5 protein-coding genes are annotated in these 3,404 nt (G+C 73.3%); 2 read left to right on the plus strand and 3 right to left on the minus strand.

Annotated features, from left to right (window positions below):
• Both MFF42_RS12005 and MFF42_RS12010 read left to right on the plus strand, forming a co-directional pair.
• On the plus strand, positions 1-858 hold an 858-nt coding region (locus MFF42_RS12005; protein ID WP_373875179.1), incomplete at its 5' end, for an ATP-binding protein.
• Between the two features lie 9 nt (positions 859-867).
• Positions 868-1,293, plus strand: a complete 426-nt coding sequence (locus tag MFF42_RS12010) for an RNA polymerase sigma factor region1.1 domain-containing protein (protein WP_238255953.1) — start codon at positions 868-870, stop codon at positions 1,291-1,293.
• Between the two features lie 112 nt (positions 1,294-1,405).
• Here MFF42_RS12010 and MFF42_RS12015 read toward each other — a convergent pair whose 3' ends face one another.
• The 3 genes from MFF42_RS12015 to MFF42_RS12025 form a co-directional block, all read right to left on the minus strand.
• Positions 1,406-1,870 (minus strand): invasion associated locus B family protein, encoded by a 465-nt coding sequence (locus MFF42_RS12015; protein WP_238255954.1) that lies wholly within the window; start codon positions 1,868-1,870, stop codon positions 1,406-1,408.
• A gap of 174 nt (positions 1,871-2,044) precedes the next feature.
• Complete coding sequence (locus tag MFF42_RS12020) at positions 2,045-2,827, minus strand: SapC family protein (RefSeq protein ID WP_238255955.1); 783 nt, start codon at positions 2,825-2,827, stop codon at positions 2,045-2,047.
• Between the two features lie 185 nt (positions 2,828-3,012).
• On the minus strand, positions 3,013-3,404 hold a 392-nt coding region (locus MFF42_RS12025; protein WP_238255956.1), incomplete at its 5' end, for an MBG domain-containing protein.

Genomic DNA, 3,404 nt, shown 5'->3' on the forward strand with positions numbered 1-3,404 from the left:
CAGGCGATCGAGATGGCGGCCGAGACCCTCGGACCGCTGGCGGGCGCCAAGACCAACCTCCTGCGCGGCGTGCTCGCCGGCGCGCTCCATCACTTCGCCGACCGAGGCGGCGGCAGGCTAGCCGACTTTACCGCCCTGCTGGCGGACCTGCCTGACGGGATCAGCCCGATCGGCAATGCCGCGAAGCTCGGGGCCGGCATGGCCGACCAGCTTCACGCCGCCGTGGCGACGAACCCGCTCCTCAAGGTGGATGGCACGGTGCTCGACCCGCGCCACCTGTTCTTCGGTCCCGATCCGGCCCGCACCCGCATCTCGGTGATCAACCTGTCGGGGCTGGGCTCGGAGGCGGCGCGCGAGGACTTCGTGAACCGCCTGCAGATGACGCTGTTCGGCTGGATCAAGAACAACCCCTCGCCCCGCGGCATGCTCTACGTGGTGGACGAGGCGCAGACCTTCCTGCCGGCGCAGAGGGCCGCGCCGAGCCTCGGCAGCGGCATCAAGCTGGTGGCGCAGGGCCGCAAATATGGGCTCGGGATGATCGTGGCGACGCAGGTGCCGCGGGGCATCCACAATCAGGTCGTCTCCAACTGCACCACGCAGTTCTTCGGCCGGCAGAGCGCGCCCGCGACCATCGCGGCCGCCCAGGAGATCATCGCCGCGAATGGCGGCACGGCGTCCGATATCGGCAAGCTGGGCGCGGGCGAGTTCTACTACGCGACGGAAGGGTCGGGACGACCGGCCAAGCTGCGCACGCCGATCTGCCTTTCCTACCACCCGGCCAACCCTCCGACACCGGAGGAGGTCGTTCGGCAGGCGCGGGCGTCCGCGGAGCGGGCTTCGGCCCCTCGGAGCCGGTAGCGATCCGCGATGGGGGGCACGATCGACCGAGGGACGCTCGACCGACTGATCGCTCTCGGCCGCGCGCGCGGAGAACTGACGGCCGAGGCGCTCCAGGCGGCCTTGCCCGTCGACACCATGGATGTGGACGCCCTCGTCCTGGTGATGCTGGAACTGGAGGCGGCGGGCATCAGCGTCGAGCCGGACGTGCTCGGCCCGCGAGCGGACCGGCCCCTGCCTGCCGCGCCGGAGCTGCCGCCTGTGGACGGCGGTGTCTCGCCGCCGATCGTGAGAGCTGCGGAGGGCGAGCCGACGGCGGATCGGCCCGCGGCCACGGCGGCGGAAGGGCCTGTCGCGGCCCGCGCGTCCGGCGAGCGGACCGGGGCCGACCGAATCGTGCTCCTTGCCGGCGTCGTGGCCTTTCTCATCCTGGCGGTCCTGCTCGTTCTGGTCTGAGTCCAGGCTCGTGAGAAGAGTCAAAGCGGTCTCGGCGCCCTTGATGCGCAGCGCCGGTCGGGAAAGAAATACGAGCGCTGATCTCCCCGAGACCACGCGATGATGGGCGGCGTCAGCGGGTCTCCTTCGCCAGGGCGTCCAGGGCCGGGCCGAGGCCGCGCATCGACAACGGGAGCGCGATCTCCCGGCCGGCGGCGTCCTTGAACAGGATCCGCCCCGGCTCGGCGCTGCCGCGCCATCGCTTGAGCACGTCCTCGCTCAAGGCCGCGTCGGCGAGGCATCCCCCCTGCTGGCAGCGTCGCCACGCGAGCTCGAGGGAGGGAGCGTCCTTCTCGCCGGCGAGGACCTTGACCGCGCTCGGGAACGAGACCGTCACGGGCAGGGCGGCGGTGACCCGCAACGGTGCGGGGCCGATCCGGCCGACGGCGATCTGGGCGATCGGCGCAGGCTGCCCCTGCACCTGCAGGGATTGGGCGACCTCGCACACGCGCTCGGCTTTCTCGGCCTCGCCCGTGCGCTGGCAGCGCAGCAGCCAGTCGCCGAAGCTCGCCGTAGTCAGGCCCGGCTCGGCCGGCACGGGAGCAGGGGAGGGGCTCGGGTCGGGCTTGGCGGCCGGCTTGGCGGCTTGGGCCTGGGCGTAGGCAGGCCGGTCGCGCCAGGGTGGCTACGAAGACGGCGGCCGAGACGGCGGCGAAGACGCGGGCGGCCGGCACGGGGGCGCGCCGGCGAGCCTGACGGGCGAAGCGGGGCATCACACGGCCGCTCCCGGAGCCTCGGCGCCATCTGCCCCGGCAGGCGGGGCGGCGAAGGGCAGCGTGAAGTCGCCGATCGACTGCAGGCTGACGAGATGGGCATGGATCGGCCCGAGCCAGCCCTCCCGGCGCAGCCGGTCGCCGTCCGACGCCGCCAGCGCGGCCAGGGCGGCCTCGTCCACGCCGAGCACGCCGTGCAGGGTATGGCGCGCGCCGTCCGCGGGATCCTGCCCCTCGACCGTGAGCGGGCGCAGCAGCGCGAGGTCCTGCAGGACGCGCCCGAACAGAGCGGTGCGCTGGGCGGCCGCGGCGTACTCGATCACCAGCCCGACCCGCTCGGCCAGAAGCGGGCTGTCCGCCCCGTCCCCGCCGAACAGCGGGGCCGCGTGCGACGGCGTCTCGCTCTCAGCCCCCGTCACGAGGGTCGGTGCGGTCTCGTCGAAGCAGATCAGCGGCTCCGCGTCCTCGACCTCGCCGACGATGAAGGGATAGCGGCGCAGGTAGGCCGGCAGGTAGCGCCCGGTCCAGGCCCCGTCCGCGCCGACGAGGGCCGAGCGCCCGGGCCGCACGCCCACGAGGAAGACCGGCGTCGGCCCGAGGCTCTCGGGCAGGAACAGGATCGGCAGGTGCCGGCAGGCCGGGCCGAACTCGTCGATCACCGCCGGCACGAGGTGGCTCGCCCGCGCGAAGTCGAAGCGCTGCGGCTGGGCGAGGGCGAGGGTGCGATGCCGCTCCCGATCGAGCGGCACCACGGATCGATAGAACAGGGGCAGGCCGGTCATGGCGGTCTCGGCGGTGGGAGGAAGGATGGGGCGATGATGCGGCTCGCGCGCCCGGTGCAGGATCGGGGGCCGGATCGGACCGCCTCGCGCATCGTCCTGGATCTCGGATCCAGGACGATGCGCGACGTCATTGATCTTGCATCGTCTTTTTCCGAAAGCCGGCAACCACCTTTCGGGACGATGCTCTAGCGCGCCGCCTGGAGGCGCGGGGCGGCGGTCGGCACGGGGAAGCAGCCCCCGGCGCTGCCGCCCACGCAGACGACGATGCCCGCGAAGCGCGGATCGGTGAGGCCGGCAAAGCCGCCCTTGCTGTCGGCGATCGGGACCGGAGCGCCGGTGCCGCCTCCACGCGGCGCCCCGGCCTCGTCGAGGGGCCGCATCACGGTGCTGGCGAGCGTGGACGCGTCGATCGCCGGTCCGCCGGGCGCGGCGGGGGCGCCGGTGACGGTCAGCAGGGCGCCATCGTAGGTCAGCGCGTAGTTGGCGGAGGCGGCGAGCGACCCTCGCGCGATCGGATACGTCCCGGCTGGGCTGGTCCCGTCAGCCGTGGTGGTGAGGCTGCCGGAGAGCGTGTCGC

It is taken from the genome of Methylorubrum podarium (assembly GCF_022179745.1).
In the GTDB taxonomy this organism is placed as follows: Bacteria; Pseudomonadota; Alphaproteobacteria; order Rhizobiales; family Beijerinckiaceae; genus Methylobacterium; species Methylobacterium podarium.